This is a genomic window from Pseudomonas sp. NPDC089422, from assembly GCF_044749405.1.
Taxonomy (GTDB): domain Bacteria; phylum Pseudomonadota; class Gammaproteobacteria; order Pseudomonadales; family Pseudomonadaceae; genus Aquipseudomonas.
Window position 1 is genome coordinate 458,823 of record NZ_JBIVHW010000001.1, and the last position, 25,982, is coordinate 484,804.

At 63.4% G+C, this 25,982-nt stretch carries 24 protein-coding genes; 8 read left to right on the top strand and 16 right to left on the bottom strand.

Annotated features, from left to right (window positions below):
- Positions 1-83: 83 nt before the first annotated feature.
- Complete coding sequence (lpxO, locus tag ACIPZ8_RS02060; RefSeq protein ID WP_099813441.1) at positions 84-983, bottom strand: lipid A hydroxylase LpxO; 900 nt, start codon at positions 981-983, stop codon at positions 84-86.
- 158 nt (positions 984-1,141) lie between these two features.
- Between lpxO and thpR the strand changes: the two genes are divergently transcribed.
- A complete protein-coding gene (gene thpR / locus ACIPZ8_RS02065; protein WP_400719339.1) occupies positions 1,142-1,687 on the top strand; it encodes an RNA 2',3'-cyclic phosphodiesterase in 546 nt (181 codons plus the stop codon).
- Between the two features lie 52 nt (positions 1,688-1,739).
- On the opposite strand, the gene ACIPZ8_RS02070 is transcribed toward thpR, so the two are convergent.
- Positions 1,740-2,645, bottom strand: a complete 906-nt coding sequence (locus tag ACIPZ8_RS02070) for an AraC family transcriptional regulator N-terminal domain-containing protein (protein ID WP_400719737.1) — start codon at positions 2,643-2,645, stop codon at positions 1,740-1,742.
- A gap of 180 nt (positions 2,646-2,825) precedes the next feature.
- Here ACIPZ8_RS02070 and calA point away from each other — a divergent pair, with 180 nt between their 5' ends.
- Positions 2,826-3,878 carry a vanillin reductase gene (gene calA / locus ACIPZ8_RS02075; protein ID WP_400719340.1) on the top strand — a complete coding sequence of 351 codons (1,053 nt, stop codon included), beginning with the start codon at positions 2,826-2,828 and terminating at the stop codon, positions 3,876-3,878.
- Positions 3,879-4,041: 163 nt separating this feature from the next.
- A complete protein-coding gene (locus tag ACIPZ8_RS02080) occupies positions 4,042-5,241 on the top strand; it encodes a sugar transporter (protein ID WP_400719341.1) in 1,200 nt (399 codons plus the stop codon).
- 62 nt (positions 5,242-5,303) lie between these two features.
- Here the strand turns inward: ACIPZ8_RS02080 and ACIPZ8_RS02085 are convergent, their stop codons facing one another.
- The 3 genes from ACIPZ8_RS02085 to ACIPZ8_RS02095 are packed head-to-tail and all read right to left on the bottom strand — an operon-like array spanning position 5,304 to position 7,725.
- Positions 5,304-5,888, bottom strand: a complete 585-nt coding sequence (locus ACIPZ8_RS02085; RefSeq protein ID WP_400719342.1) for a LysE family translocator — start codon at positions 5,886-5,888, stop codon at positions 5,304-5,306.
- Between the two features lie 49 nt (positions 5,889-5,937).
- Positions 5,938-6,768, bottom strand: coding sequence for an AraC family ligand binding domain-containing protein (locus ACIPZ8_RS02090; RefSeq protein WP_400719343.1), 831 nt, complete (start codon positions 6,766-6,768; stop codon positions 5,938-5,940).
- A gap of 57 nt (positions 6,769-6,825) precedes the next feature.
- Positions 6,826-7,725 (bottom strand): LysR substrate-binding domain-containing protein, encoded by a 900-nt coding sequence (locus ACIPZ8_RS02095; protein ID WP_400719344.1) that lies wholly within the window; start codon positions 7,723-7,725, stop codon positions 6,826-6,828.
- Between the two features lie 104 nt (positions 7,726-7,829).
- Between ACIPZ8_RS02095 and nfsB the strand changes: the two genes are divergently transcribed.
- A complete protein-coding gene (gene nfsB, locus ACIPZ8_RS02100) occupies positions 7,830-8,483 on the top strand; it encodes an oxygen-insensitive NAD(P)H nitroreductase (RefSeq protein WP_400719345.1) in 654 nt (217 codons plus the stop codon).
- 104 nt (positions 8,484-8,587) lie between these two features.
- On the opposite strand, the gene ACIPZ8_RS02105 is transcribed toward nfsB, so the two are convergent.
- Positions 8,588-9,742, bottom strand: coding sequence for a cysteine desulfurase family protein (locus ACIPZ8_RS02105; protein ID WP_400719346.1), 1,155 nt, complete (start codon positions 9,740-9,742; stop codon positions 8,588-8,590).
- Positions 9,743-9,935: 193 nt separating this feature from the next.
- A complete protein-coding gene (locus ACIPZ8_RS02110) occupies positions 9,936-10,862 on the bottom strand; it encodes a LysR family transcriptional regulator (RefSeq protein ID WP_400719347.1) in 927 nt (308 codons plus the stop codon).
- Positions 10,863-11,000: 138 nt separating this feature from the next.
- Between ACIPZ8_RS02110 and ACIPZ8_RS02115 the strand changes: the two genes are divergently transcribed.
- On the top strand, positions 11,001-12,230 hold the full coding sequence (locus ACIPZ8_RS02115; RefSeq protein WP_400719348.1) for an acyl-CoA dehydrogenase: 1,230 nt from the start codon (positions 11,001-11,003) through the stop codon (positions 12,228-12,230).
- Positions 12,231-12,286: 56 nt separating this feature from the next.
- Here ACIPZ8_RS02115 and ACIPZ8_RS02120 read toward each other — a convergent pair whose 3' ends face one another.
- Positions 12,287-13,639 (bottom strand): SPFH domain-containing protein, encoded by a 1,353-nt coding sequence (locus ACIPZ8_RS02120; protein ID WP_400719349.1) that lies wholly within the window; start codon positions 13,637-13,639, stop codon positions 12,287-12,289.
- A 240-nt stretch (positions 13,640-13,879) separates the two neighbouring features.
- Between ACIPZ8_RS02120 and ACIPZ8_RS02125 the strand changes: the two genes are divergently transcribed.
- Complete coding sequence (locus ACIPZ8_RS02125; RefSeq protein ID WP_400719350.1) at positions 13,880-15,259, top strand: PAAR domain-containing protein; 1,380 nt, start codon at positions 13,880-13,882, stop codon at positions 15,257-15,259.
- Positions 15,252-15,641 carry a hypothetical protein gene (locus tag ACIPZ8_RS02130; RefSeq protein WP_400719351.1) on the top strand — a complete coding sequence of 130 codons (390 nt, stop codon included), beginning with the start codon at positions 15,252-15,254 and terminating at the stop codon, positions 15,639-15,641. The genes ACIPZ8_RS02125 and ACIPZ8_RS02130 overlap by 8 nt, the downstream gene beginning before the upstream one ends.
- A gap of 7 nt (positions 15,642-15,648) precedes the next feature.
- On the opposite strand, the gene ACIPZ8_RS02135 is transcribed toward ACIPZ8_RS02130, so the two are convergent.
- The 3 genes from ACIPZ8_RS02135 to ACIPZ8_RS02145 form a co-directional block, all read right to left on the bottom strand.
- A complete protein-coding gene (locus ACIPZ8_RS02135; protein ID WP_400719352.1) occupies positions 15,649-16,713 on the bottom strand; it encodes a TerC family protein in 1,065 nt (354 codons plus the stop codon).
- A 156-nt stretch (positions 16,714-16,869) separates the two neighbouring features.
- Positions 16,870-18,177 carry a substrate-binding domain-containing protein gene (locus ACIPZ8_RS02140; protein ID WP_400719353.1) on the bottom strand — a complete coding sequence of 436 codons (1,308 nt, stop codon included), beginning with the start codon at positions 18,175-18,177 and terminating at the stop codon, positions 16,870-16,872.
- A gap of 66 nt (positions 18,178-18,243) precedes the next feature.
- Entirely contained in the window at positions 18,244-19,344 is a 1,101-nt protein-coding gene (locus tag ACIPZ8_RS02145) for a tartrate dehydrogenase (protein ID WP_400719354.1), read from the bottom strand.
- Positions 19,345-19,440: 96 nt separating this feature from the next.
- Between ACIPZ8_RS02145 and ACIPZ8_RS02150 the strand changes: the two genes are divergently transcribed.
- Entirely contained in the window at positions 19,441-20,352 is a 912-nt protein-coding gene (locus ACIPZ8_RS02150) for a LysR substrate-binding domain-containing protein (RefSeq protein WP_400719355.1), read from the top strand.
- A gap of 117 nt (positions 20,353-20,469) precedes the next feature.
- On the opposite strand, the gene ACIPZ8_RS02155 is transcribed toward ACIPZ8_RS02150, so the two are convergent.
- The 5 genes from ACIPZ8_RS02155 to ribBA form a co-directional block, all read right to left on the bottom strand.
- Positions 20,470-21,618, bottom strand: a complete 1,149-nt coding sequence (locus ACIPZ8_RS02155) for an ABC transporter ATP-binding protein (protein WP_400719356.1) — start codon at positions 21,616-21,618, stop codon at positions 20,470-20,472.
- Between the two features lie 19 nt (positions 21,619-21,637).
- Entirely contained in the window at positions 21,638-22,447 is an 810-nt protein-coding gene (locus tag ACIPZ8_RS02160) for an ABC transporter permease (RefSeq protein WP_400719357.1), read from the bottom strand.
- A gap of 6 nt (positions 22,448-22,453) precedes the next feature.
- Positions 22,454-23,371, bottom strand: coding sequence for an ABC transporter permease (locus tag ACIPZ8_RS02165; protein WP_400719358.1), 918 nt, complete (start codon positions 23,369-23,371; stop codon positions 22,454-22,456).
- Positions 23,368-24,393 carry a polyamine ABC transporter substrate-binding protein gene (locus tag ACIPZ8_RS02170; RefSeq protein WP_400719359.1) on the bottom strand — a complete coding sequence of 342 codons (1,026 nt, stop codon included), beginning with the start codon at positions 24,391-24,393 and terminating at the stop codon, positions 23,368-23,370. The genes ACIPZ8_RS02165 and ACIPZ8_RS02170 overlap by 4 nt, the downstream gene beginning before the upstream one ends.
- A gap of 399 nt (positions 24,394-24,792) precedes the next feature.
- Complete coding sequence (gene ribBA, locus ACIPZ8_RS02175; protein WP_400719360.1) at positions 24,793-25,914, bottom strand: bifunctional 3,4-dihydroxy-2-butanone-4-phosphate synthase/GTP cyclohydrolase II; 1,122 nt, start codon at positions 25,912-25,914, stop codon at positions 24,793-24,795.
- Positions 25,915-25,982: the final 68 nt, after the last annotated feature.

Here is a 25,982-nt window from a genome sequence, read left to right on the forward strand (position 1 = left end):
TTGGCAAGGTTGCGGGAGGAGCTTTCAGGCTAGTCGAATTTGCGCCTGCCGCCGGTTGCCGGCGACAGGTTGCAGGGGCAGCATCAGATGTAGACGAACACCAGCACCAGGGCCGCGACCACCAGCCACTTCTCCAGGTAGTAGCGCATGCGATTGCGCTTCTTCAGCGCCTTGCCGCGCTCGCGGATCTTGTAGATGCGCGTGAACAGGCGGTTGATGCCGCCGGTCTTGTCGCCGGCGTCGTTGGGCGCTGCGGCGGCGGCCATGACGTTGCGGCTGAACCAGCGGTTGAACGCGGTGGCCCAGCGGTACTTCAGCGGGCGCTCGATGTCGCAGAACAGGATGATGCGGTTGTGCTCGGTGGTGTTGGCCGCGTAGTGGATGTAGGTCTCGTCGAAGACCACGCCCTCGCCATCACGCCAGGAGTACTTCTCGCCGTCCACGTCGATGTAGCAACCGTCATCGTTTGGCGTGTCCAGGCCAAGGTGGAAGCGGTACGAACCTGCGTACGGGTCACGGTGGCGGACCAGCTTGGCACCCGGTGGCAGGGTGGCGAACATCGCCGCCTTGACCGTGCCGATACCTTGCAGCAGCTCGGTGGTGCGTGGGCACAGGGTCATCGCCGACGGGTGGCTTTCGCCGTACCACTTAAGGTAAAAGCGCTTCCAGCCGGTCTTGAAGAACGAATTGAAACCGACGTCATCATAATTGTCGGACTTCTTGATCTCGCCCACGTGCAGCAGCTGCTGGCCTTCGGCACGAATCTCCTGCCAGTGGTCCATGAGCGGCTGCAGTTCGGGGAACGCCTCGACCGGCAGGTAGGGCTTGGCCGGGTGCTTGGAGAACAGGTACAGGAAGCTGTTGACCGGGGCCAGGAAGCTGGAGTGGTCGCCCAGCTGGCGGGTCAGCTTGTGGCGCACCCGACCGCGCAGGTGAACATAGGCGATCGAGAGGACGAAGATCAGTACGAGTGCAATTTTCATGGACGGTTACTTGTCGAAAAATGGCCATGCGCCATGGCATAAGCTCGCCAGCATAAACAATCATGGGGGTAGTTTGTACTTATTGTTACGAAAGCGCGGGGCGACTTAGGTGTAATGTCCTACAGTCTTGCGCAAACGATTCATGCCAAGGAGCTCACATGGTTCAGGTTGATCGCCCCAGCGGCGCCCCCTTCAAAAGGTTGTTCTTCGCCTTGCCTGTCAGCGACGCCCAGCGCCGTGCGATCAGCCAGTGGCGGCGCGGCCTGGAGCTGCGCAGCGGCAAGCCGGTACCGAGCGAAAACTTCCACCTGACCTTGCTGTTTCTCGGTGATGTGGATGCGGCGCAGGTGCCGGCCATCTGCGCGGCGGTGGACAACCTGGCGCGGCCGGGCGCGCCGTTGCGCCTGCTGCTGGACCAGCTGAAGACCTGGCAGCGTGCCAATGTGCTGGTGCTGGAGCCGCAGGAAACGCCCGCCGCCTTGCGCCAGCTGGTCTATGGCCTGCAGCAGGCGTTGCTGCCGATGGGCTTCGAAGAACAGGCCCGTGAGTACCGCCCGCACCTGACCCTGTCACGGGACTTTCGCGGCCAGGCCCCGGAGGCGGCCGCGGCGCCCGAATTCCATCTCAGCGCCAGGCATTTCGCCTTGTACGAGTCGCGCAAGGGCCGTTACTGGCCGCTGGCGCAGTGGTCGTTGGCGCAATAGCACGGCTAGTTTCCAGGAGGTGAGGCGATCTCTGCAGGAGCGGGTTTGCAAGTCAGACCGGCAGGCTCTGGTAGGGCTGTTCATCCCCTGGGCTGCGGGCAAACTGGCGCTTGTACTCGCGGCTGAACTGTGAGGTGCTCTGGTACCCCACCCGATGCGCCGTCTGCGCCACTCCCAGCCCTTCACCGATCAGCATCTGCTGCGCCTTGAGCAGGCGCAGGCGCTTGAGGTACTGCATCGGCGCCATGTCGGTGCAGCGTTTGAAGTGTTCGTGGAAGGTCGACACGCTCATGTTGGCGCAGGCGGCCAGGGACTCGACACTCAGCGGCTCGGTGTAATGTTCGCGCAAGTGCATGAGCGCCGCGCCGATACGGGCGAAGTGCCCCTGTTGCTCCACCAGCGCCCGCAGCACCCCGGCCTGGGGGCCGCGCAGGGCGGTATACAACACCTCGCGGATGCGCGCCGGGCCCAGCACCTTGGCGTCGACAGGGTCCTGCAGGCAGTGCAGCAGGCGCTCCACGCACTCACGCATCGGCGCATCGAGCGCCGCCGAGGTCATCGATTGTGGCGTCTGCGCCTGTACTGCCGGGTCGGGCGCCAGGTCCATGCTCTGCACCAGTTCGCCCAGCACACTGCGGTCGATGTCCACCGCCACGCCCAGTAGCGGTTGGTCGGCGGTGGCAAAGGTTTCGCACATGAACGGCACCGACAGCGCCTGCACCAGGTAATGGCCGGCACCGTATTCCAGGGTACGCGGGCCCAGGCGCGCCAGTTTGCTGCCCTGGGCCAGGATCATCAGGCTCGGCTCATAGATCTGCGGGCTGCTGGCCACGTAGTGGTCCCAGCTCAGCACCTGCACCTGGGGCAGGTGCGTGGGCACGAAGCCCGGGCGGGTGGCCAGGCTGCGGATCAGCGAACATAGATGGGTGTTGGCGTCGACGTGGCGGGTCAGTTGCATGATGAACCAGGGCAGAGAATCAGACAGTTTCATGATCGCAGATTGGCTGGCCAGCGCCAGATGGCCGCTGACAGGTTCGGAGAATCAGGCATGGATGCCGGAGAATCAGCCGTGGGCCGGGAGGAGGATGGCGAGCAGAATGCGCGCCCTGAATCGTTTCACTTCCCTGTGAGGTCCTGCATGTACACCGCCATCGGTTACGCCGCCCAAACCCCGACCAGCCCTTTGGCCCCCATGACCTTCGAGCGCCGCGCACCGCGCCCGGACGATGTCGCCATCGACATCCTCTACTGTGGCGTGTGCCATTCCGACATCCACCAGGCGCGCAACGAGTGGGGCATCGCCGTTTACCCGCTGATGCCTGGCCACGAGATCATCGGCCGGGTCACCGCCGTGGGTGACAAGGTCACCTCGCACAAGGTCGGCGACCTGGTCGGCGTCGGTTGCATGGTCGACTCCTGCCGCCACTGCGAGGCCTGCGCCAAGGACCTGGAGCAATACTGCCTGCAAGGCCCGACCATGACCTACGCCACCCCGGACCGGGTCGACGGCAGCAACACCATGGGCGGCTATTCAAGCAGCATCGTGGTCAGCGAGCACTTCGTGGTGCGCATTCCGGTTGGCATGGACCTGCCCAGCGCGGCGCCGATCCTCTGCGCGGGCATCACCACCTACTCGCCGCTCAAGCACCATGGCGTCGGCCCCGGCCACAAGATCGGCATCCTCGGCATGGGCGGGCTAGGCCACATGGGCATCAAGCTGGCCAAGGCCCTGGGCGCCGAGGTGACTCTGTTCACCCGTTCCCAGGCCAAGGCCGAAGAAGCCCGCCGCCAGGGCGCCGACCACGTGATCGTGTCCACCGACGCCGAGCAGATGCGTGCCGCCGCCGGCCGTTTCGACTTCCTGCTCGACACCATCCCGGTGCAGCACGACCTCAACCCGTACCTGGAGACCCTGAAGTTCGACGGCGTGCACATCCTGGTTGGCCTGATCGAACCAATCGACCCTGCCGTGCATGCGGCCAACCTGGTGATGAAGCGGCGGGTGCTGGCCGGTTCGCTGATCGGCGGTATCGCCGAAACCCAGGAAGTGCTGGACTTCTGTGCCGCGCACGACATCCGTTGCGACATCGAAATGCTCGACATCCGCAACATCAACCAGGCCTATGAGCGCATGATCGCGGGTGATGTGAAGTACCGCTTCGTGATCGACATGGCAACCCTGCAGGGCTGAACCTGGCGATAGCCTGGCCTGGCCCTTCGCGGTTGTGAGGGCCAGGTTTGACGCGTACCATGCGGGCAATCCTTCCAATAACAAACCCGTGCCTCAGCGCGGCCGATACTTGGCCCCTGACGCGCGTCCTTTCGCCTTGCCTGCGGAGAACAGATTCCAACCCATGAACGGACCCATCCCCACCCACCTGCCCCCGACCGCAGGTGGCGGCAGCTGGCTGAGCGTGATCGCCCTGGCCCTGGCGGCCTTCATCTTCAACACCACCGAGTTCGTCCCGGTGGCGCTGCTCAGTGACATCGGCAGCAGCTTCGACATGACCACCGCGCAGGTCGGCCTGATGCTGACCATCTATGCCTGGGTGGTGGCGCTGGCTTCGCTGCCGATGATGCTGCTCACCCGCAACATCGAGCGCCGTCGCCTGCTGCTGTTCGTGTTCCTGGTGTTCATCCTCAGCCACCTGCTGTCGTGGTTGTCGCAGAGCTTTGCCATGCTGCTGGTCAGCCGCATCGGTATCGCCCTGGCCCACGCCGTGTTCTGGGCCATCACCGCGTCGCTGGCGGTGCGCGTGGCACCGCCAGGCCAGCAGGCCAAGGCGCTGGGGTTGCTGGCGACGGGCACGACCCTGGCGATGGTGCTGGGTATCCCGTTGGGGCGCGTGGTGGGCGAGGCGCTGGGCTGGCGCATCACGTTCCTCAGCATTGCCGGGGTAGCGCTGGTGACCATGCTGTGCCTGATGAAGTCGCTGCCGTTGCTGCCGAGCCAGAACTCCGGCTCGCTGCGTAGCCTGCCGATCCTGTTCAAGCGCCCGGCCCTGGTGATTACCTACCTGTTGGTAACTCTGGTGATCACCGCGCAATTCACCGCCTACAGCTATATCGAGCCATTCGCCCTGCATGTGGCGCAGATCGGTGGCGAGCGCACCACGCTGTTGCTGCTGCTGTTCGGTGGCGCTGGCGTGTTCGGTTCGCTGCTGTTCAGCCGTTACAGTGAGCGCTTCCCCCATGGCTTCCTGGTGGGTTCGATCGGCGTGTTGGCGGCTTGCCTGCTGTTGCTGCTGCCGTTGTCGGGCAATTTCTACGTGTTCGCAGCGTTGAGCATGTTCTGGGGCGTGGCGATCCTCAGTTTCAGCCTGTCGCTGCAGTCCAAGACCTTGAAGCTGGCCTCCGACGCCACCGACGTGGCCATGGCGCTGTTCTCTGGCATCTACAATATCGGCATCGGTGGCGGGGCGTTGCTGGGCAGTATCGTCAGCAGCCAGATGGGCGTGGCGGATATCGGTATGGTGGGCGGTAGCGTTGCGGTGGTCGGGTTGGCCCTGGCAGTGGCCAGTACCCGGCGGTTCCGGGAGGCACTGAACCACTGATAACCTGCACCGGCCTCTTCGCAGGCTTGTCCGCGAAGAGGCCGGTGTAGACAGAACGAGATTCAGTTCAATACCGCAGCCCAGGCCGATACCAGCAGCAACCCGGCCAGTCCCCGGTTGAACCACAGCAACCGCCCTGGCGCCTGCAACCAGCGCGCACTGCCTGCCCCAAGCATCGCCCACACCCCCATGCACGGCACGGCAATCAGCAGAAACACCAATGCCAACTGCCACACCGGCAGCGTCGGCGCGGCAAATACGCCAATGACGGCCACCGCCATCATCCACACCTTCGGGTTCACTACCTGCAACGACGCCGCGCTGACCGCGCCGAACGGCTTGCCGCCTGTGGTATCCAGCGGCTCGCCAGCACTGCGCAGCATGCGCCAGGCCAGCCAGCTCAACCACAGCACTCCGGCCCAGCTCATCGCCTGCTGGGCCCACGGATGGCGCACCAGCGCTTCACCCAGCCCCAGGCCGACCAGCCACACGATTGCCGCCGCCGCACCGCAGGCTGCCAGCATCGGCGCCAGGCTCGCGCGCAGACCTTGCCGGGCGCCGTGGGCGAGGATCAGCAGGTTGGTCGGCCCCGGGCTGATGCTCGAGACCAGGGCGAAGAGAATGAAGGGCAACAACGATTGCGACATGGGAACGGCTCCGAATGATCAGGCCCCCATGGTCGCCATTGGCAGTCGGTCAGTCTGGAAGGTTTGAGCAACGGCGGCGGTAATCGGCCGGGGTCAGCTGATAAGCACGCCGGAACCAGCGCCCCAGGTGGCTCTGGTCGGCAAAACCCAGGGCCATGGCCACCTCGGCGGGGGTCTGACCGAGCGCGAGCAGGCGACGAGCGCGGGACAGTCGCAGCTGGATCAGGTAGGCATGCGGTGCCAGGCCGAAGGCAGCCTTGAAGGCCCGGGTCAGGCGGAAGCGGTCGACCCCGCAGGCTTGGGCAACCTGCTCCAGGCTGATGTCCTGGTCGAAATGGGCATGCAGGAAATCACGCGCCCTCTGTGCGGTCAGTGGCAGGCGTGGGTCGGGGTTGAGGCGCTTGCGCCAGTGCAGGTGGCTGGTCAGGGTGGCCAGCAGCGCGTCCATGGCGGTCTGGCGCACGATACGCAGCGCCTGGCCATGCACCGCCTGGAACGCCAGGGCGGTGGCGTGGGCCAGGTGTAGGTCGTGGCACAAGGTGTCGGCGAAGCTTGGCAAGCTGTCGCCGGGTGCCTGCTCGAACAGCGCCCGCAGCTCGCTGTCCAGCCAATTCGGTTCAAGGTACAGGGTCGAATAGGTGAAGCCCTCGGCGGTCGGCGCGTGGCCGTCGTGAAGGTCACCGGGTTCGAGCAGGAACACCTGGCCTGCGGTGCTCTGGTGGCGTACCCGGCGGCAGTTGAACTGCTGCACGCCCTGTTCGGTGAAGCCGACCAGAAAACTGTCGTGCCAGTGCGGGTCGTAGGCGTGGCCGACAAAATGCGCACGAACCGACTCGATGCCGGTGTCGGCGTCTTGCTTGAGGTCGATCCAGTTGCTCATGGCGCTGCGCTGCTGACGGCTAGGGCAGTTCACCTTACTCCAGATGCGCCAGCCGGTTTAGAACAATTGTGCAGGCTGCAGCGCGGCAAAACGCTCGCGCAGCCACAGGTGCAGTTGCGTTACTGCAGGCGACAGCTGCTTGCGGTGCGGGCACACCAGCGTCACCGGCGTGGCTTCGCCCTGATGGTCCGGCAGCAGGATTTCCAGCTCACCGGCGGCGATGTTGGCGCTGACGTCCAGCCACGACTTGTAGACGATGCCTTCGCCCTCCAGCGCCCAGCGCCGCACCACGTCGGCATCGTCGCTGACCAGCGGCCCGCGTACCTGCACGGTGCGGTTGCCAAGCTGCCACTTGTCGAACACACGATTGTGCTGCAGGTACAGCAGGCAGTCATGCTGCTGCAGGTCATCGGGCGTGCGGGGGCGGCCGTGGCGGGCCAGGTAGCCAGGGGAGGCCACCACCACGCGGCGGTTCCAGGGGGCCAGCGGCAGGGCGATGTAGTTGGCATCCTGGTTGAGGCCATAGCGGATGGCGATATCCACCGGGTCACGGCTGAAGTCCGCCATCTGGTCGGAGAGAAAGAAGCGCAGGCTCAGTGCCGGGTGCTCGCGGCGAAAGGCGCTGAGCCATGGCAGCAACAGGTTGCGGCCGATATCGGAAGGTGCGGACACCTGCAATACCCCGCGCAAGGTGCTGTGGCTGGCGTGCAGCTGTTCATGGCCCTGGCGCAGGGTGTCCAGCACGCGCTGGGCGGTGGGCAGGTACAGCTCGCCCTCGGCGGTCAGGCGCAGGCTGCGGGTGGTGCGGGCGAACAGGCGCACGTCGAGGTCGCGTTCCAGGCGCTTGATCGCGGCGGCCACTTGCCCGGGCAGCAGGTCGGCCTCATGGGCGGCGGCGGTGAAGCTGCCCAAGGCGCTGCTGCGCACGAACAGTTCGAGGTCGGTAAAACGGAGCATTTTCACTCCAGCAGTGAAAGTGTTGCTGCATTCTGCCGCTTTTTCAGGTTTTCAGGAAAGATAAGATGCGCGACAGATCCCGTTTCTTTGATTGGAGTTGCAACATGGATACCGTCTCCCTGGCCAAGCGCCGTTACACCACCAAGGCCTACGATGCCGCTCGCAAGATTCCCCAGGCCACGGTCGATGCGTTGCTCGAACAGCTGCGCCACAGCCCGTCCTCGGTCAACTCGCAGCCTTGGCATTTCATTGTCGCCGACAGCGCCGAAGGCAAGGCCCGCCTGGCCAAGGCTACAGACGGTCGTTTTGCCTACAACTCGCCGAAGATCCTTGATGCTTCACATGTGATCGTATTCTGCACCCGCACCGAGATGACCGAGGCGCACCTGAATGCAGTGCTTGACCAGGAACAGGCTGATGGCCGCTTCCGCGACGAGCAGGCACGGGCAGGGCAGAACCAGAGCCGTCGCGGCTATGTGGACCTGCACCGTTTCGATCAGAAAGACCTGCAGCACTGGATGGAGAAACAGACCTACCTGGCCTTGGGTACCGCGCTGCTCGGTGCAGCGGCCCATGGCCTGGATGCCACGCCGATCGAAGGGTTCGACAGCAAGGTGATGGATACCGAACTGGGGCTGCGTGAGCAGGGCTACAGCAGCGTCGTGATATTGAGCCTGGGGTATCGTAGCGAGGCGGATTTCAATGCAGGGCTGAGCAAGTCGCGTCTGCCGGCTTCGACGGTGTTTACCTTTCTGTAACAGTGTTGGGTGATGGCTGTTCGCCACGGCATTTGCAGCGCCTGTGGGACCGAGCGCCGCTCGATCTCACTGGCGCTGAAAGCCTCGAGGCATGCACATCAGTCCTACCACAATGCCCCCGAGGCCGCCGTCAAAGCCCGTCCAATCACCGCGATCGCCGTGTCCACTTCGGCCTCGCTGGTAAACCGCCCGATACTCATGCGCACACTCTTGCGTGCCCGCGCTTCGTCCAACCCCAGCGCCAACAGCACATGCGAGGCGGCGTTGCTCGCTGAGTTGCACGCTGAGGTAGTCGACAGCGCCAGTTCACTGGCCAAGGCCATGCTGTTGAAGCCGTTGGCTTCGATGCACAGGTTCAGGGTGTGAGGAATCCGCTGCTGGGCGCAGCCATTGAGGCTGACCCCCGGCAATGCCAGCAACCCTTCATGCAGGCGCTTGGCCAAGTGTTCGATACGCTGGTGCTCGCTGTCACCCGGCTCGCCGGCCAGGGCGAAGGCACTGCCCATGCCGACAATCTGGTGCGTCGGCAAGGTACCCGAGCGCAGCCCTTGTTCATGCCCGCCACCGTGGATCTGCGCACGCATCAGCTCACGGGCGCGAGGCCCGACATACAGCGCGCCGATGCCTTTTGGCCCATACACCTTGTGCGCCGAGAACGACATCAGGTCCACCGCCATTGCCTGCAGGTCAATGGCCAGCTTGCCGACCGCCTGGGCCGCATCCACATGCAGCAGGGCGCCATGGGCGCGAACCCGTTCGCCGATGGCTGCGAAATCGGTGACCGTGCCCAGTTCATTGTTGACGGCCATCAGCGACACCAGGCGGGTGTCCGCGCGCAGCGCTGCCTGCACGGCGTAGGGTTGGATCAGGCCGCTGGCGTCCGGCGCCAGACGGGTGATGGCCCAGCCTTGGCGCTCCAGTTCGTTGACTGTATCGAGCACGGCCTTGTGCTCCAGCTGGCTGGTGATCAGGTGGCCCGGCTGGGCCATGCCCTGGGCGATGCCTTTGAGTGCCAGGTTGTTGGACTCGGTGGCGCCCGATGTCCAGACGATGTCGTCGGCCCGTGCGCCGACCCGCTCGGCCACTTGCCGGCGTGCCTGCTGGACCACCTCGCGTGCAGCCTGGCCGTAGGCGTGACCACTGGATGCGGGGTTGCCGAAGTTAACCTGGCGACCGAGGCAGGTGAGCATGGTTTCGATGACCCGGTCATCGACCGGAGTGGTGGCGGCGTAGTCGAAATAGAGCGGGGCGCTAGGCATGGGGCGGGTCCGTGCAATGGTGCCGTGATGTCGGCAATCGTTGCATCAAGCCTAAGCGCTGGGGAGAAAATGATTTTGCCTTTTATGCTGTAGATGTCCGCTCAATGGAGAATATTTTTCTCTATTGATAGATCAATTGGAAATGTAATTTCTCTCAGTGGGCCCTTGGCGAGCCCACTGGGCCAAGAGGGCATCAGGCAGGCTCCAACGCACGTTCTTCTTCGGCCACCACGCGCTCGCACAATTCGATGATCTGCTCGCGCATCCAGCGGTTGGCCGGGTCCTGGTCGGTGCTTTCGTGCCAGTACAGGTGTGTCTCCAGCGCAGGTACCTCCACCGGCAGCGGCTGGAAACGCAGCTGATGACGGCGGGCGAAGCGCTCGGGCACGGTCATGGCCATGTCGGTCTGCTGTAACACCTGCGAAGCCATCAGGTAATGCTGGGAGCGCAGCGCGACCTTGCGTTGCACGCCCATCTTGCCCAGTGCCAGGTCGACGTAGCCCAGGCCGTTGCGGCGGCTGGAGATATGGATGTGGGTCATGCCCAGGTAGTTGTCGAGGGTAAGCTTGCTATCGGCCAACGGGTGGCCCTGGCGCAGCGCGCAGACATAACGGTCCTGCATCAGCTTGACGTGGCGCACTTGCGGGTCGGTGTTCAGCGGCGCATCGACGGCGAAGTCCAGGCGCCCGGCGGCCAGTTCCTTGGTGGTTTCGCGGCGCTTGCACAGGAAGCTTTCGATCAGCACCGCCGGGGCCAGGCGGCGCAGGCGCTGGAACAGTGGCGGCAGGATCACCGCCTCGGTGAGGTCGGTCATGCTGATACGGAAGGTCTTGTTGGCCTGTTGCGGGTTGAAGATGCGGCTTTCCTGCACCGAGGTGCGCAGCAGCGCCAGGGCGTTGCGCACCGGGCCGATGATGTTCTGGGCCATGGGCGTGGGCACCATGCCCTGGGCGGTACGCACGAACAGCGGATCGTTGAAGGTTTCGCGCAGCCGCGACAGGGCATTGGACACTGCGGGCTGGGTGATGCCGACGATCTGCCCGGCGCGGGTCAGGTTGGCTTCGGTGTAGATCGCGTCGAAGACGATGAACAGGTTGAGGTCGACCTTGCTGAGGTTCATGGCGCCGCTCTTTGTTGGAGTTATTGGTCGATCATATATCGGTTATGAATGTTTATACACGCGGAAAATAGACTAGGTAGATTGAGTCAGGCTGCTCTAGGCTCTGCCCATGTACTTCGAACCGTGAAGGTAACCCCGATGGATTTCGCCTATTCGCCCAAGGTCCAGGCACTGCGAGAGCGCGTCAGCGCCTTCATGGATGCTTACGTCTATCCCGCCGAGCCGGTGTTCGAGCGCCAGGTCGCCGAGGGCGACCGCTGGCAACCCACCGCAATCATGGAAGAGCTCAAGGCCAAGGCCCGGGCCGAGGGATTGTGGAACCTGTTCCTCCCGGAATCGGAGTACGGCGCCGGTCTGAGTAACCTTGAGTATGCGCCGCTGGCTGAGATCATGGGCCGTTCGCTGCTGGGCCCGGAGCCGTTCAACTGCTCGGCGCCGGACACCGGCAACATGGAAGTGCTGGTGCGCTACGGCAGCGAGGCGCAGAAGCGTCAGTGGCTGGAGCCGCTGCTGCGGGGTGAGATCCGCTCGGCATTCGCCATGACCGAACCGGACGTGGCTTCTTCGGACGCCACCAACATGGCTGCCACTGCCGTGCGTGACGGTGACGAGTGGGTGATCAACGGTCGCAAGTGGTGGACGTCCGGCGCCTGCGACCCGCGCTGCAAGGTGATGATCTTCATGGGCCTGTCGAACCCCGACGGTCCGCGCCATCAGCAGCATTCGATGGTGCTGGTACCGACCGATGCGCCGGGGGTGAAGATCGTCCGCCCGTTGCCGGTGTTCGGTTATGACGATGCGCCCCACGGCCATGCCGAAGTACTGTTCGAGAATGTGCGGGTGCCTTATGAGAATGTAGTTCTCGGCGAGGGGCGTGGTTTCGAGATCGCCCAGGGCCGCCTTGGTCCAGGCCGTATTCACCATTGCATGCGTTCGATCGGCATGGCCGAACGGGCGCTGGAGTTGATGTGCAAGCGCTCGGTCGAGCGCACGGCCTTCGGCCGGCCCTTGGCGCGCCTGGGTGGTAACGTCGACAAGATCGCCGACTCGCGCATGGAAATCGACATGGCGCGGCTGCTGACGCTGAAGGCGGCGTACATGATGGACACCGTTGGCAACAAGGTCGCACGCAGCGAGATCGCGCAGATCAAGGTGGTGGCGCCGAACGTGGCGTTGAAGGTGATCGACCGGGCGATTCAGATGCATGGTGGGGCAGGGGTGAGTGGTGATTTCCCGCTGGCGTACATGTACGCCATGCAGCGCACCCTGCGCCTGGCCGATGGCCCGGATGAGGTGCACCGGGCGGCCATTGGCAAGTACGAGATCGGCAAGTATGTGCCGGTGGAGATGCTGCGCGGCACAAGGTGAGGCAAGCCGGTACCGGCCTCTTCGCGCCGAGACGCTGCGAAGAGGCTGAAGCTGGATCACTGCGTCTTGAGGTCTACCATCAGATCCTTGGCCGCCTTGGTGGCCAGTACACTCATCAGCTTGCTCATCTCATCTTGGCGCCCCACGCCAGTGTCTGAGCCCCCCATCATCACGCTGGGCACGGGCGCTCGTGCCGCAGCTTCAGCCCAGACGCGGTTGATCTGCACCAGCGCGTCCAGCTTGTTCTGCAAGGCCCCGTCCGCCTTCAGGGAAGCCTCACGGGCATGGGCCTCGGCGTCGGCCGTGATCCGGGTGGCTTCGGCAGTGACCCGGGCCTTGTCGCGCAGCAACTCGGCGGTCTGCTTGTCGATCTCGGCGCGGCGTTTTTCCCGCTCGGCGTTGATCAGGGTGAGCTGTTTCTCTGTTTCGGCCTGAGTGGTGCGCTCGATCTGCTGGCGCAGGCTTTCCTGGCGCTTGGCCTCGACGTCCTTGGCGCCGCGGGCGGAGACCAGCTCCTTTTCTTCCTCTTCCTTGAGCCGGTTCTGCCGCGCCACTGCCAGTTCCGCCAGCGCCTGTTGCACCCGCACCATGCGCTGCTGGTATTGGGGGTTCGGGTCGATATGGGTCACCCGGGCATCGACCACCTCGACGCCGAACAGGCGAAATTGCTGCTGCTTGCGTAATTCCTGGCCGTCCTTGTCGAGCTTTTTCTCGATGACGAAGCGGGTTGCGCTGTTGTCGCCGAAACTGCCTTGCTCGGTGCCGGACTGCAGGATCGCCGTCTGTGCTGGGTAGTTGTCGCGCTGTACGCGGATTTCCTTGCGACTGGTCAGGTACAGACCGTTGCGCAGCTGGTTTTCGAACTCTGCGCCAAAGTGGCTGCGATTACCGGCGTAGTAATCGTCTGCGCTCATCAGCGATGCGGTGGCCTGCAAGGTTTCCTTGATCGCCGGCAACAAGGCGCGTTGCAGGAAGTTGTCCGGCGTGCGGTACTCCTGGGCGATCTTCAGGAAGGCATCGCCCGAAGGCAGGCGGAACTGGGTACTGAATTCGGCCTTGGCGTCGACGTTGCCCAGGAACACGATGGGCAGGTTCTGGATGGTCACCGCGGGCTGCCCGCTGCGGCTGTCGTCCTGGCTGTCCACCTGCAGGGCCGACTGAACCCCGATGGTGCGCCGCCAGGCGGTACTGCGGCCGAACCACTTGGTGGCGTAGCCCACTTCCTCGACCACTTTTTCCTCGCCGAAAATTGTGCGCACGTGGGTCATCTGGCCCGCTTCGTTGTAGAACAACACCGCGTTGAACAGCACAGCGAAGGCGCCTCCTGTGATTACCGGTATTGCAACTGTGGCGATCAGCTTACGACTCACGCGGAATTGGGGGAGGTCAGGTATCGGAAGTTTTTGCATGGGGCACTCCTTCAGGGGGAGTGTGCATGCTGGCCAAGTGTAGCAACGCTATAAAGTCGGGAAACCCAACTTATGCTGTAGGACGTTTCCATTAAGATAATGCGGAAAATTCTTCAGGTGCTTTCTGAAAGATAAGTTCACTGACTTTGTAGGAAACTTCTAATTTTCCGTTTCAAGCACTAAAGGCCCTTGAGCAGCTGTTAGGTTTCAAACCTCACAAATGCACAGTGAGTATTGCCGATGCGGGTCAATCTGGATGGCAGGGGCCAGGCGGTCGATGGTGATGTCACGACCACGGGGGCCGTTTGCATTGCCACGGGTACCGGGTACACGTCTGATGGGCGCGAGGTACTCAGGGAAGGTGACCCCACTACGGAGTGTCCGCTTTGTGGGCAGGAGGGGATGGTCGCCGAAGGGGTGGAGTTCTTCATCTCTTCCGGCAGGCGGGTGGCGATGGATGGCGCACTGGTCGTCTGTGCCTGTTCGCCTGGCAGCAACCGAGTGGTTGCACCGCTGAATCAGGCGCCGCCTTCGAGGTATGGCAGGCCAGCTATTCAAGTGTCCGAGGCTCACATCGAGCACTTTGCGCAATCGGCGATGACATCCATGCCCGGCTCGCTGGAGCCGGGATTCTATGTGGTGCCCCGGCAAATGTCGTTCGCGCAGGTGCTGCTGCAGTTGCAGGCGCACGACGGCACGCTGCCGATCTCACGCCTGCAGCGGCTCAACCCCACCTTCGAGCAAGGGTTCAAGGCCGGGGAGATTTTCGTTATCGGCGATCCCGACAATGGCACTGCCTGCACCCGCGAGGAGGCCCAGTTGATGGCAGCCGCAGAGCATGCGCGGCGGGCACTGGCGGCGCTGGATTTTGCCGAGTCGGATTTCATGATGCAGCATCAGGCCGAGATAGCGGGGTTGCTCGGCGATGCCAGCCAATCGATGGGGGTGGGCAAGGACATGCTCGATCAAGGGCTAAAGCAAGTCAGCGGAACATTGACCAAGATCGAGCAACTGCATCAACGCGAATTCTTGCGCCATGGCAATCTGAACAGCCCGGGTTTCTATGCTGAGCGGCGGCAGTTGTTGCAGCAGCTCGACGGGCAGCTGAAAGCGGCATTTCTCAACAAAAAGCTCAATCTTGGAAGCTATGAGAAATTGAAGAAGAGTTTGAACATCTCAACCAAAAGCCTTGTGCATCATTGGTCGAAAGCGGGCGGCCCGGGGCAGATACCGGGGTATGCCACGCATCTGGATAAGGTGGCGAAGCTTGGCAAGTATCTCAAGTATGGCGGGCATGCAGCTATCGGGTTAGGCGGAGCTTCGTCTTATCTGAAAGTACAGGAAGTGTGTAGCGCTGGTGAAAGCGATGCTTGCAGGAAGGTCCGTTTTACTGAAGCTGGTAGCTTTGGCGGCGGCTTGGGAGGTGGCATGCTTGGGGTCTGGGCTGGAGGCGGCGCCTCATACGCGCTATGTGGTGCCTTCGCGGTCGGTTCAGCTGGGTTTGGTGCTCCGTTATGCGGGATTCTTCTGGTGGGAGCTGGGTCTGTGGGGGGCGCTATCGGAGTCGGAGCATTGGGAGAAAGGGCGGGAGAAATGCTCTATCAGGTGACCGATGATTGATTTTGAAAACTGGTCGCCATTCTTGAAGCTGGCCTTCATGATTGTTCCTTTTTTCATCGGAATGCTGGGTGTTGCCATTAATTTGCAAGTTGCACTTTCCAAGGATTTTAATGTGGCTTTGTCTTCTATTACGAGCAATCCGTACCTTGAGCAGATGAAAGTGGTTTGGTGTGCGGGGAATCTCAAGTCGCGTTTTCTGCTGATGAGCACAGTTGGAAGTTTGGTGACTTTTCCTGGGCTGCATTTGCGAAGAGGGTGGTTAGATGAGTCGGAACTCAAGGGGTTTCCGACTGCTTTGAGAAGAAAACTTAAATTCGCATTTTGGCTATCCCTGCTTGGCTTATTTTGGTTGGTGGTCGCTTATATTGTAGTTATCTTATGATTCTTCTTCAGACCCGCAACTGCGGGTCTTCCTCCTTTTTCGCTGCCTCGTCTTTCCCGCCCGATACCTGTTCCAACGCCGTACCGTCCACCAGCACCTTCTCCCCCCGCGTCTTGATCAACGAAACCACCACCCCACCCAGCAATAACCCGAACGTCACCCCCAACGACAGCAACGCCGGCACCTTGCCCACCATGCCGTGGTAGAAGATCTTGCAACCAATGAAGATCAACACCAGCGCCAGCGCATACTTGAGATAGACGAACCGGTGCATCAGCGCCGACAGGGCAAAGTAAAGCGAGCGCAAACCCAGGATGGCGAAGATATTCGAGGTGTAGACGATGAACGGGTCCTGGGTGATGGCGAAGATCGCCGGCACGCTGTCAACGGCGAACACCAGGTCGGCCAGTTCGATCAGCACCAAGGCCAGGAACAGCGGTGTGGCATAACGCAGGGCCTTGCTTTCGCCGGGCGGCGTCAGGCGCACGAAAAAGTGCGAGCCATGAATCTGGTCGGTCACACGCATGTGCCGGCGGACGAATTTCAAGATCGGGTTGTTGGCCAGGTCGGGGTGGCTGTCCTCCTTCGACAGGGCCATCTTCACCCCGGTAAACAGCAGGAAGGTGCCGAAGATGTAAAGCACCCAGGCAAAGTTCTGCACCAGCGCCGCCCCCACGCCGATCATGATCGCACGCAGGAACACTACGCCAAGAATGCCCCAGAACAACACGCGGTGCTGGTAGCGGCGGGGGATGGCGAAGAAGCCGAAGATCATCGCCATGACGAACACGTTGTCCATCGACAGCGACTGTTCGACCAGGAAGCCGGTGTAGAACTCCAGCGCCGACTGTGCGCCCAGCTCATGCCAGACCCACAGGCCGAACAGCACGCCGACGCTGAAATACCCCGAATACAGCAACAGGCTCTCGCGCATTTCGATTTCGCGATCCTGGCGGTGCAGCACGCCCAGGTCGAGGACCAGCAAACCGATGACGATGGCCATGAACACCAGCCACAACCATGTGCTGGTGCCAAGAAACGGGGAGGTGAGGAATGTCTGCAGAGCTGTCATGAGCCCCTCCTTGAATGTCGACGTTGCCATGTGAGCGCAACAGTGATCCGACATCACGGCTCGGCAGCCGTCAGAGGGGCCCGGTATCACATGAGCTTGAGCCTAGACCCGTTTGCCAGTGATGCCGAATGGTGAGCTGTTACATTTCTTTGCCTGTCAATAGACCCAGACTTCCACCCGCCGGTTACGCAAGCGCCCTTGTTCCCTGTCGTTGCCGGCGATCGGCAGCTCGTCGCCCATACCGGTCACTTCCAGTACTTCGACGCCAGCCCGTGCCAGCTCGCGACGAACCGCCTGGGCCCGCAGCCGCGACAGCAGGGCCGCGCGACCGGGTGTTTCCTTGGGGTCGCCAAAGCCCACCAGCACCGCCTTGCTCTGCAGCTTGCCGGTCTGGCGCAGGTACTCGGTGACCCGCTGCACATCGCGCAGGGCTTTGTTGTCGAGGCTGGCACTGCCTTCCTGGAAGCGGAAATTGACGCTCAAGCGTTGCGCCTGCTGGGCCAGGCTGCGATAGCGCGGCGGCATGTCGGCCTGCGCCGCTACCGGTTGCGCCTTGACTTGCTGCGAGACGAAGCCCTGTTCGGCGACGATGGCCTGGCCGGCCGCGGTCTGGGCGAAATCGGCCAGCGCTCGGGCCTGGGGGTTGGTATTGGCTGGCAGGTAGAAGTACAGCCGCCGCGACAGCGGGTAGTCCTCGCTGGCGACCAGTGGGCGGTCAGGCAGCATGGCCGGTGCATCGCCCTCGGCCACTGCCAGGACCTTGGCCCCGTGCACCGCTGCCAGGCTGCTGAAACCGATGGCGTGACGATCCGCGCCGACCCGTTCGGCCAGTGCTTCGCTGGACTCGAAGCGCTGCGCCTGCCTGGCCAGCTCGCCATGGTGCGGTTCCAAAACCAGTGCCTTGAAGGTTTCATAGGTCCCGGAGCGATCATCGCGGGCGTACAGGTGAATAGCGCCACCTGCCACGCCCAGTTGCTCCCATCGCTGGATCTGCCCGGAGAAGATCTGCGCCAGTTGCTGGGTGGTCAGTTGTGGCAGCGGGTTGTCGGGGTGAACGATGACCGCCACGCCATCCAGGCCGATGACCTGTTCGGCGCTGGCCGAGCGCAGGTCGCCTAGGGCCTTGAGTTGGTGCACTTCGGCATCGCTGACGGGGCGCGAGGCCGCCGCCATGTCTGCCCGGCCCTGGCCGAGGGCGGCAAAACCGGTGCTCGAGCCGTGGGCGGCAATGTCGATACGCAATGGCTGGCCTTGCGCATCGCGGGCCTTGATCACGGTTTCGTTGGCCACCGCGCCTGGCAGTTGCTCGATGTCCGTCGCCTGCTGCGCGCGCAGCTGCGCTTGCACCAATGCCGGCAGCAACGCCGCGCCAATGGTGTTGGAGCCCTGCACACGCAATGGCGCAGGTTCGGCCTGGGCCGTCAGCGTCAGCAGGGGAAGCAACAGGAGGAGCAGGCGGGGCATGCCGGGCAACCTTTGGCATAGAGTTGCCCGGCAGATTACGACGGTGGTGTGACCGAAATGTGACAGTCAGGCGGCATCCAGTGCATCGACAATGGCCTGGCCGACCGCCTGGGTCGAGCGGCTGCCACCCATGTCAGGTGTGGTCGCACCGCTGGCGATGACGGCTTCGATGGCTTGCAGGATGTCATCGTGTGCCGCCTGGTAACGGGCGTCAGCCGTTTCCTTGCCGAGGAACTCGAGCATCAGCGCGCCCGACCAGATCATGCCGATCGGGTTGGCGATGTTCTTGCCGAAGATGTCCGGCGCCGAGCCATGCACCGGCTCGAACAACGACGGGAACTTGCGCTCGGGGTTGAGGTTGGCCGACGGCGCGATGCCGATGGTGCCGGTACAGGCCGGCCCTAGGTCGGAGAGGATGTCGCCGAACAGGTTGGACGCCACCACCACGTCGAAGCGCTCCGGTTGCAGCACGAAGCGTGCGCAGAGGATGTCGATGTGCTGCTTGTCCCAGGTGATCTCCGGGTAGTGCGCGGCCACGGCGGCGGTGCGCTCGTCCCAGTAGGGCATGCTCACGGCCATGCCGTTGGACTTGGTGGCCGAGGTCACGTGCTGGCGCGGGCGATTGTGGGCGAGCTCGAACGCGTATTCGAGGATGCGGTCGACGCCACGGCGGGTGAACACCGATTCCTGCAGGACGAACTCGTTGGCCGTGCCTTCGAACATGCGCCCACCCAGCGACGAGTATTCGCCTTCGGTGTTTTCCCGCACCACCACGAAGTCGATGTCGCCAGGCTGCTTGCCGGCCAGCGGGCAGGGCACGCCGGGGAACAGGCGCACCGGGCGGATGTTCACGTACTGGTCGAAGTCGCGGCGGAACTTGAGCAGCGAGCCCCACAGGGAAATGTGGTCGGGCACCTTGTCGGGCCAGCCGACCGCACCGAAGTACAAGGCGTCGAAGCCCTTGAGCTGGTCGAACCAGTCGTCCGGCATCATCTGGCCATGGGCCAGGTAGTAGTCGCAGCTGGCCCATTCGAAAAACTCGAACTGCAGGTCCAGGCCATGCTTGCGGGCGGCGGCTTCGAGCACGCGGATCCCTTCCGGGAGCACTTCATTGCCGATGCCGTCGCCGGGGATGGCGGCGATCTTGAAAGTCTTGGTCTTGGTCATGGCCACACCTTGTGTCTGGGGAACTGATGTGGGCCATGCTATAAGGGTTCCTTGCATAGATAATCAGCCATTCCATGCATTCTTGGTGCACATATCGTGAATAATCTGCCAAACCTCGACGACCTCGATATCTTTCTTCAGGTAGCCCGCCGTGCGAGCTTTGCGGCGGTGGCCGAGGCCCGTGGCATGTCGGCCGCCTTCGTCAGCAAGCGCATCCGCCTGCTCGAAGCGGACCTCGGCGTGCGCCTGCTGCACCGCACCACCCGGCGGGTGACGGTGAGCGAGGAGGGCGAGCGGGTCTATCAATGGGCACAGCAGATCTTCGAGGCACTGCAGCGCATGGGCGATGACCTGGACGCCGGCCAGCGTGAGCCGGCCGGGCAGTTGCGCATCGCCAGTAGCCTGGGTCTGGGGCGGCGGATGGTCGCCCCGGCATTGTCGGCGCTGGCAGCGCGCTACCCACGGCTGGACATCCGCCTGGACGTGCATGACCGCTTGGTGGACCTGGTGGCCGAGGGTGTCGATCTGGATATCCGCGTGGGTGACCAGATTGCCCCGAACCTGATCGCCAAGCGCCTGGCGCGCAACTGGCGGGTGTTGTGTGCGGCACCGGACTATCTTGCCCGTCGCGGCGTGCCGAAGAGCCTGGCGGATCTGGCCAGCCATGACTGCCTGGTGATCAAGGAGCGCGACCACCCCTTTGGGCTCTGGCACCTTGAAGGACCCGCAGGCGAGGAGAGTGTGCGCGTCACCGGCGCGTTGTCGAGCAACCATGGCGAAGTGGTGCACCAGTGGTGCCTGGACGGGCGCGGCATCGTGCTGCGGTCGTGGTGGGATGTGCACGACAGCCTGGCGGATGGCCGGCTGGTGCAGGTGCTGGAAGGGTATCGGCAGAGTGCCGATATCTGGGCGGTGTATACCGCGCCGCTGGCGGGGTCGGCCAAGGTGCGGGTGGCGGTCGAGTTTTTCCGGGAGTATTTCGCGGAACGGTTCCGATTGCCTGAGTGATAGCAGAGGAGGGCGTTGCCCTCCTTTCGCGACACAAGGCCGCTCCTACACGGTAACGCGATCTCCTGCAGGCGCGGCCTTGTGTCGCGAAAGGGCCGCGCAGCGGCCCCAGCTTTTTTAATGAGCCCCGGCCGACTTGCTCAGGTCACTCTCCGCCCATTCGGTATAGATGCAGGCATCCGCCACCGCCCAGCGCACTTTTACGGTATCCCCCGGCTGCATCGGCATCCCGGCAGCAGACAGCGCTTTCACCGTCAGCTCGGTACCACCCGCCGTCACCACATGGCAGGTCTGGCTCTCACCCAGGAACAGCACCTCACCGACCTTGGCGCTGACCTCGTTCCAGCCCGCGGGCAATGGCTCGCGCGCGGCTTGCTCGGCGGTCAGGGCCAGGGCTTTTTCCGGCCGCACCATGATCAGCGCATCCTGCGCGGCAGCGAGGCCCGGGGTCAGGCGAATTGCCACCGGCTGGCCTTCGAAGCTGCCCGCGCCGTTGCTGCTGGCCTTGATGCGCAGGAAGTTGGAGTTGCCCAGGAACGACGCGACAAAGGCATTCGGCGGGTTCTGATAAAGGTCATAGCCGGTACCCAGGCCAACGATCTTGCCATGGCTGAAGATGGCGATGCGCTGGGACAGGCGCATGGCTTCTTCCTGGTCGTGGGTCACGTAGACGATGGTGATGCCCAGCCGGCGGTGCAGCTGGCGCAGTTCGTCCTGCAGGTCTTCACGCAGCTTCTTGTCCAGCGCACCGAGCGGTTCGTCCATCAGCAGGATGCGTGGCTCGTACACCAGTGCCCGGGCAATCGCCACGCGCTGCTGCTGGCCACCGGACATCTGCGACGGCTTGCGGTGGGCGAACTTCTCCAGCTGCACCAGCTTGAGCATGGCATCGACGCGCTTGCTGGTCTCGGTGGCGCTGAGCTTGCGGATGGCTAGCGGGAAGCCGATGTTGTCACGCACGTTCAAGTGCGGGAACAGCGAGTAGCGCTGGAACACCATGCCGATGTCACGCTTGTGTGGCGGCACGTTGACCAGCGACTGGCCCTCGACCAGGATCTCGCCGCTGCTCGGCGTTTCGAAGCCGGCCAGCATCGACAGTGTGGTGGACTTGCCCGAGCCGCTGGAGCCGAGGAAGGTCAGGAATTCACCGTCCTGGATCTCCAGGTCGAGGTTGTCGACGGCGGTGAAGTCGCCGTAGTGCTTGTTCAGGCCGCGCAGGCTGACCAGGGTCTTGCCGTGGGCGTTGTCTTTGATGACTGCACTCATTGTTGTTTTCTCCGCACGCTCAGGCGTTGACTTCGGTGCGCCGGCGCAAGGCGGCGGCAATGAACATGACAAGCAGCGACAGGCCGATCAGCAGGGTCGAGGCCACGGCGATCACCGGGCTCAGGTCCTGGCGCAGGGTGGTCCACATCTTCACCGGCAGGGTCTGCAGGTCGGGGCTGGCCATCATCACGCTCAGCACCACTTCATCCCACGACACCAGGAAGGCGAACAGGCCACCGGCGATCATGCCCGGGCGAATCGCCGGGAAGGTCACCTTGAAGATCGCCTGCAGGCGCGAAGCACCGCAGATCACCGCGGCATCCTCGATCGACTGGTCGAACAGCTTCAGCGAGTTGATGATCGAGATGATGGTGAAGGGCAGGGCGACGATCACATGGCTGACCACGAAGGCGAACAGCGTGCCGGTGTAGCCAAGCTTGAGAAACAGCGCGTACACCGCCACGGCGATGATCACCAGCGGTACGATCATCGGCATGGTGAACAGCCCGTAGAGCATTTCACGGCCGGGGAAGCGGCCACGCACCAGGGCGAAGGCGGTGGGCAGGCCCAGCAGCACGGCAGCGAGGGTGGTCAGCACGGCGACCTTGAGGCTGGCCAGTGCGGCGTCCATCCACTCCGGGTTGGAGAAGAACTGGCCGTACCACTTGAAGGTCCAGCCCGGTGGCGGGAACACCAGCCACTGCGACGAGCCGAACGACAGCAGCACGATGAACACCACCGGTAGCAGCAGGAAGGCCGCGATGACCCCGGTGGTCAGGTACAGGCCCGTACGCAGCGGGCGGCCCATGGCATTGGGAGACAGGAGCATGGCGGTTTACCTCGCGTTGCCAACCGGGGATTCCGGCTGCAGCTTCAGGTACAGGTAGAAGAGCACCAGGGTGATCACCACCAGCAGTGCGGCGGCGGCGCTGGCCAGGCCCCAGTTGAGGAACGACTGCACCTGCTGGATGATGAATTCAGGCAGCATCATGTTCTGCGCACCGCCGAGCAAGGCCGGGGTGACGTAGTAACCGAGCGACATCACGAACACCATCAATGCCCCGGAGAACAGCCCTGAGCGGCACAGCGGCAGGAACACCTTCCAGAAGTTGGTCCACGGGCTGGCGCCGCAGATCGAGCCGGCCTGCAGCACCATCGGGTCGATGGCGTGCATGGTCGCCTGCAGCGGCAGCACGATGAACGGGATCATGATGTAGCTCATGCCGATCACCACGCCGGTGAGGTTGTGCACCATCTCCAGCGGGGTATCGATGATGCCCATGGCCATCAACGCCTTGTTGATCACCCCCGAGCTCTGCAGCAGCACCAGCCACGAGTAGGTGCGCGCCAGCAGGCTGGTCCACATCGACAGCAGCACGATGTTCAGCAGCCAGCGGCCCCAGCCCTTGGGCACCAGGGTGATCGCCCAGGCCAGCGGGAAGCCCAGCAGCACGCTGATCAGGGTAACCACGCCGGCCACCGAGAAGGTGTTGAACAGTACCCGTGCATAGGCCGAGTTGGCGAACAGCTGCTCGTAGTTGCCCAGCCCTGGCGTTGGCTCCAGCACTCCGCGCAGCAGCAGGCCGACCAGCGGGGCGAAGAAGAACAGGCCGAGGAACAGCAGCGCCGGCAGCAGGTTGCGGCTGCCTTTCCAGCGCTGGCTCAGGCTGACGCGGCGAGGGGCCGTTCCCGGGGCGCCGGCGCCCGTGGGGGCACCTTGCGCGTTATGCAGGGCATTGATGGCGACTTTCATTTGACCAACCACTCATTCCAGCGGGCTGCGATGGCCTGGCCGTTTTTGGCCCAGTAGGCGAAGTCCAGGGTGACCTGGTCCTGGGCATAGGCGGTCGGCAGGTTCGGGGCGAGGTCTTTGTCGAGCTTGGCCACGCTGTCGACGTTCACCGGCGCGTAGGCGGTCTTGTTGGCGAACGCGGCCTGGCCTTCGGCGCTGCTGGCATTGGCCAGGAACTTCATGGCCGCGTCCTTGTTCTTCGAGCCTTTCGGGATGACCAGGAAGTCGGCCATGACCAGGTTCTGCTTCCAGCTCACGCCCACTGGCGCACCGTCTTGCTGCAAGGCATAGACGCGGCCGTTCCAGAACTGGCCGAGCGAGGCTTCACCGGAGGCCAGCAGCTGCTGCGACTGGGCGCCACCGCCCCACCAGACGATGTCTTTCTTGATGGTGTCGAGCTTCTTGAAGGCGCGGTCCAGGTCCAGCGGGTAGAGGTCCTTGGGCGCTACGCCGTCGGCCAGCAGGGCCAGTTCCAGCACGCCGGGGCTCGGCCATTTGTACAGGGCGCGTTTGCCTGGGTAGGTCTTGGTGTCGAACAGCGCAGTCCAGTCGACCGGCTTGTTGGCACCGAGCTTGCCTTCGTTGTAGCCGAGCACGAAGGAGAAGAAGAACGAGCCGACGCCGTGGTCGGAGACGAAACGGGGGTCGATCTTGTCGCGCTTGATCTGGTTGAAATCGAGGGGTTCGAGCAGGCCTTCGCTGGCGGCACGCAGGGCGAAGTCGGCTTCGACGTCGACCACGTCCCATTGCACGTTGCCACTCTCGACCATGGCCTTGAGCTTGCCGTAGTCGGTCGGGCCGTCCTGGACGACCTTGATGTCGGTGCTTTTTGTGAAGGGTATGGCCCATGCTTCTTTCTGGGCGTCCTGGGTGGTACCACCCCAGCTGACGAAGTTCAGGCTGTCAGCGGCCTGGGTGGCCTGACATGCCAGGGTCAGCAGGCTGGCGGACAGCACTGCGGTTACACGTTTGCTCAACAGCATGGTTTACGCCCTCGTTGCTTTTGTTATTCGAGGCGGGGCTTCTGGTGCGCCCGCCAACAGTGTTCGGGGAGCAGCTAAAACAAAGTGTCTTGTGGCCGTTTGTAATTGTAGGTGCCGGCCTGCAGATTCAAGGTCTACGGGATATCATATTATGGTATTCCAAACTTTTGGCAAGAGGAATGAGGCTACCGGCCATCACTCCGTCCTCCTCAGGCCGCCGCAGCTCTTGCAGGAGCGGCCTTGTGTCGCGAAAGGGCCGCAGAGCGGCCCCAGGATTTCAGCGTAAACACATAAATTGCCGGGGCCGCTTCGCGGCCCTTTCGCGACACAAGGCCGCTCCTACAGGGGGCCGCTTCGCGGCCCTTTCGCGACACAAGGCCGCTCCTACAGGGGGCCGTGTCAGCCCAACATGCTGGGCTCGAATGGAATGCTCTGCACCACCTCAAGCTCATACCCGGCCAGCCCCGCGTACTTCAGCGGCGGCCCCAGATGACGCAGCTTGCCCACGCCCAGGTCCTGCAGAATCTGCGCCCCGGTACCCACCTCCGAGTACACCTTCGATTGCCCACGCTGATACGGCCGCACTGGCTGGGTCAGCTGCGGCACGCGTTCGAGCAACGCCTGTGAAGACTCGTGGTTGGCGAGGATCACCACCACCCCGGCACCTTCCTCGGCCACCTTCTGCAGCGCCGCCCACAGCGTCCAGTTGGCAGGGCCGGCGTACTCGGCACCGACCAGGTCACGCAGCGGGTCGATCACATGCACCCGCACCAGGGTCGGCTGCTCACGGCGGATATCGCCCATGACCATGGCCATGTGCACGCCGCCTTCGATGCGGTCCTCGTAGGTCACCAGGCGGAATGTGCCATGCACGGTCGGCAGTTCGCGTTCGCCGATGCGCTTGATGGTCTGCTCGTTGCTCAGGCGGTAGTGAATCAGGTCGGCGATGGTGCCGATCTTGATGCCGTGCAGTGCGGCGAACACTTCCAGGTCCGGGCGGCGGGCCATGGTGCCGTCATCGTTGAGCACCTCGACGATCACCGAGGCCGGGGTGAAACCGGCCAGGCGGGCCAGGTCGCAACCGGCTTCGGTGTGCCCGGCGCGGGTCAGCACGCCGCCTTCGCGGGCGCGCAGGGGGAAGATGTGGCCAGGCTGCACCAGGTCTTCGGGACGGGCATCGGGCGCCATGGCAGCGGCCACGGTGCGCGCCCGGTCGGCGGCGGAAATGCCGGTGGTGACCCCGGTGGCCGCTTCGATCGACACGGTGAAGGCAGTGCTGAACACGCTGCCGTTGGCCGGTACCATCTGCTCCAGGCCCAGGCGCTGGCAATGATCGTCGGTCAGGGTCAGGCAGATCAGGCCGCGTGCTTCGCGGGCCATGAAGTTGATGGCCTGGGCGTCACAGCGCTCGGCCGCGATCAGCAGGTCGCCTTCGTTTTCCCGGTCCTCGTCGTCCACCAGCAGGACCATCTTGCCTTGCCGGTAGTCCTCGAGGAGTTCCTCGATGGTGTTGAAAGCCATGTTGCACGCTCACTGTGGTGGGGTGATTTTTATGGTATACCATCATACACAAATATCGTTGTAACAGG

Bases quoted from the DNA above. Each gene is read 5' to 3' on its own strand.
- lpxO (WP_099813441.1), bottom strand. From the start codon at position 983: ATGAAAATTGCACTCGTACTGATCTTCGTCCTCTCGATCGCCTATGTT.
- thpR (WP_400719339.1), top strand. From the start codon at position 1,142: ATGGTTCAGGTTGATCGCCCCAGCGGCGCCCCCTTCAAAAGGTTGTTC.
- ACIPZ8_RS02070 (WP_400719737.1), bottom strand. From the start codon at position 2,645: ATGCAACTGACCCGCCACGTCGACGCCAACACCCATCTATGTTCGCTG.
- calA (WP_400719340.1), top strand. From the start codon at position 2,826: ATGTACACCGCCATCGGTTACGCCGCCCAAACCCCGACCAGCCCTTTG.
- ACIPZ8_RS02080 (WP_400719341.1), top strand. From the start codon at position 4,042: ATGAACGGACCCATCCCCACCCACCTGCCCCCGACCGCAGGTGGCGGC.
- ACIPZ8_RS02085 (WP_400719342.1), bottom strand. From the start codon at position 5,888: ATGTCGCAATCGTTGTTGCCCTTCATTCTCTTCGCCCTGGTCTCGAGC.
- ACIPZ8_RS02090 (WP_400719343.1), bottom strand. From the start codon at position 6,768: ATGAGCAACTGGATCGACCTCAAGCAAGACGCCGACACCGGCATCGAG.
- ACIPZ8_RS02095 (WP_400719344.1), bottom strand. From the start codon at position 7,725: ATGCTCCGTTTTACCGACCTCGAACTGTTCGTGCGCAGCAGCGCCTTG.
- nfsB (WP_400719345.1), top strand. From the start codon at position 7,830: ATGGATACCGTCTCCCTGGCCAAGCGCCGTTACACCACCAAGGCCTAC.
- ACIPZ8_RS02105 (WP_400719346.1), bottom strand. From the start codon at position 9,742: ATGCCTAGCGCCCCGCTCTATTTCGACTACGCCGCCACCACTCCGGTC.
- ACIPZ8_RS02110 (WP_400719347.1), bottom strand. From the start codon at position 10,862: ATGAACCTCAGCAAGGTCGACCTCAACCTGTTCATCGTCTTCGACGCG.
- ACIPZ8_RS02115 (WP_400719348.1), top strand. From the start codon at position 11,001: ATGGATTTCGCCTATTCGCCCAAGGTCCAGGCACTGCGAGAGCGCGTC.
- ACIPZ8_RS02120 (WP_400719349.1), bottom strand. From the start codon at position 13,639: ATGCAAAAACTTCCGATACCTGACCTCCCCCAATTCCGCGTGAGTCGT.
- ACIPZ8_RS02125 (WP_400719350.1), top strand. From the start codon at position 13,880: ATGCGGGTCAATCTGGATGGCAGGGGCCAGGCGGTCGATGGTGATGTC.
- ACIPZ8_RS02130 (WP_400719351.1), top strand. From the start codon at position 15,252: ATGATTGATTTTGAAAACTGGTCGCCATTCTTGAAGCTGGCCTTCATG.
- ACIPZ8_RS02135 (WP_400719352.1), bottom strand. From the start codon at position 16,713: ATGACAGCTCTGCAGACATTCCTCACCTCCCCGTTTCTTGGCACCAGC.
- ACIPZ8_RS02140 (WP_400719353.1), bottom strand. From the start codon at position 18,177: ATGCCCCGCCTGCTCCTCCTGTTGCTTCCCCTGCTGACGCTGACGGCC.
- ACIPZ8_RS02145 (WP_400719354.1), bottom strand. From the start codon at position 19,344: ATGACCAAGACCAAGACTTTCAAGATCGCCGCCATCCCCGGCGACGGC.
- ACIPZ8_RS02155 (WP_400719356.1), bottom strand. From the start codon at position 21,618: ATGAGTGCAGTCATCAAAGACAACGCCCACGGCAAGACCCTGGTCAGC.
- ACIPZ8_RS02160 (WP_400719357.1), bottom strand. From the start codon at position 22,447: ATGCTCCTGTCTCCCAATGCCATGGGCCGCCCGCTGCGTACGGGCCTG.
- ACIPZ8_RS02165 (WP_400719358.1), bottom strand. From the start codon at position 23,371: ATGAAAGTCGCCATCAATGCCCTGCATAACGCGCAAGGTGCCCCCACG.
- ACIPZ8_RS02170 (WP_400719359.1), bottom strand. From the start codon at position 24,393: ATGCTGTTGAGCAAACGTGTAACCGCAGTGCTGTCCGCCAGCCTGCTG.
- ribBA (WP_400719360.1), bottom strand. From the start codon at position 25,914: ATGGCTTTCAACACCATCGAGGAACTCCTCGAGGACTACCGGCAAGGC.